At 35.6% G+C, this 1,169-nt stretch carries 1 protein-coding gene; it reads left to right on the top strand.

Translation table 11 applies throughout. The annotated features are described in order from the left end of the window. Positions 1 to 506: 506 nt before the first annotated feature. Positions 507 to 965, top strand: a complete 459-nt coding sequence (locus H5200_RS23180; protein ID WP_182762842.1) for a hypothetical protein — start codon at positions 507 to 509, stop codon at positions 963 to 965. Positions 966 to 1,169: the final 204 nt, after the last annotated feature.

The following is a 1,169-nucleotide window of genomic DNA, read 5'->3' as shown; positions in this document are numbered from 1 at the left end:
CCGCTTGGTACACACTTATATCAATCAATAGAGCACTACTTCAAAATAGATAAAGATATAACAGAAAAACACGGATTTCCTGAGGAGTTAAAACCCTATTTAGACCCAACAGATTGCCAAGTTAACCGTCAGGAAGTGTGGTAATTAAAAGCTAAATCGCTCTTTAAAAATTTAAAAAATTGAACCTAAAGTGATGCATTTAATTGTTTTAGGTTTAGTTTGCAGCTTATGTAGATAGCGGTATTGTTATTTTTCCTGATAAAGCATCAGGTGACGCCGCTTTTCTAGCTGTAATTTGCCGACCCAAATACCACGAGAAACCCTTGGTGAAGTGGTGAGTATTTTATACCTGATTACAGGCAACGCTTGATCTCTGAACCTGAAAGAAAAGAAACGTTAAATCGGAATACAAAGCCAAACGGTTATTTATGCAACTAACCTGCGGTATGCCGTAAATACCCTATTTTAATATTATTAAGAGGGAAATCATGAACAAGGACGAAAAAATGAACGCAACAATCAAAAGTATCCCAAGCAAATTCACGGTTGTAAACTTTACGGCTAATTATAAGACACACTTCAACGCCAGTTTGAATGTGGCTATATGGACTGTCATAGCAGCTGCTTTTGCATTATTGACACTATCTGCAATTTTTACGTCACTAACAGGGCCTGATTATCTCTATATTCAAGGAGATATGTCGTTGACTCAATTTTGGCAACTATACTCAGGCCCAATTGCGACGGTTGGCTTTTTATTGACTTATGGTTGCACACAGTTAGTTACTATCAATAAGTCGTATTGGAAAGTGTACTTTATGAATAATGTTGAGGTGATTTATAAAGGAGAAAAACTAGACTTAAATTGTTATGAACTAAGGATGTACGATAAGGGTAAGTTTATTATTGCTAAAAATAACCAGCAAATTGATGACTTTATTTTTCAGCTTAACAACGTTAGTTAATTTAGGTCTATGCTATCCCAGCTTTATCTATGTGGCCGAAACATTTCGAAGTTGATTGGAAAGTAAAAGTACAGTACCGCTTTGTAATGGTCTAATGAAACTGGACAGGTTTATAGCGTAAAATGAGCTAAACCCAAAAGGTATCACTATGACCAGAAAATCAAAAGTAACACTCAGTGCACAACAAAAACTTGAATATGCCAA

This window comes from Pseudoalteromonas sp. SG43-7, assembly GCF_014164295.1.
In the GTDB taxonomy this organism is placed as follows: Bacteria; Pseudomonadota; Gammaproteobacteria; order Enterobacterales; family Alteromonadaceae; genus Pseudoalteromonas; species Pseudoalteromonas rhizosphaerae.
Note: the sequence above shows the minus strand (reverse complement) of the source record. Positions and strands in the feature narration are given on the sequence as shown.

Coding starts and splice junctions, on each gene's coding strand:
- H5200_RS23180 (WP_182762842.1), top strand. CDS start 507: ATGAACGCAACAATCAAAAGTATCCCAAGCAAATTCACGGTTGTAAAC.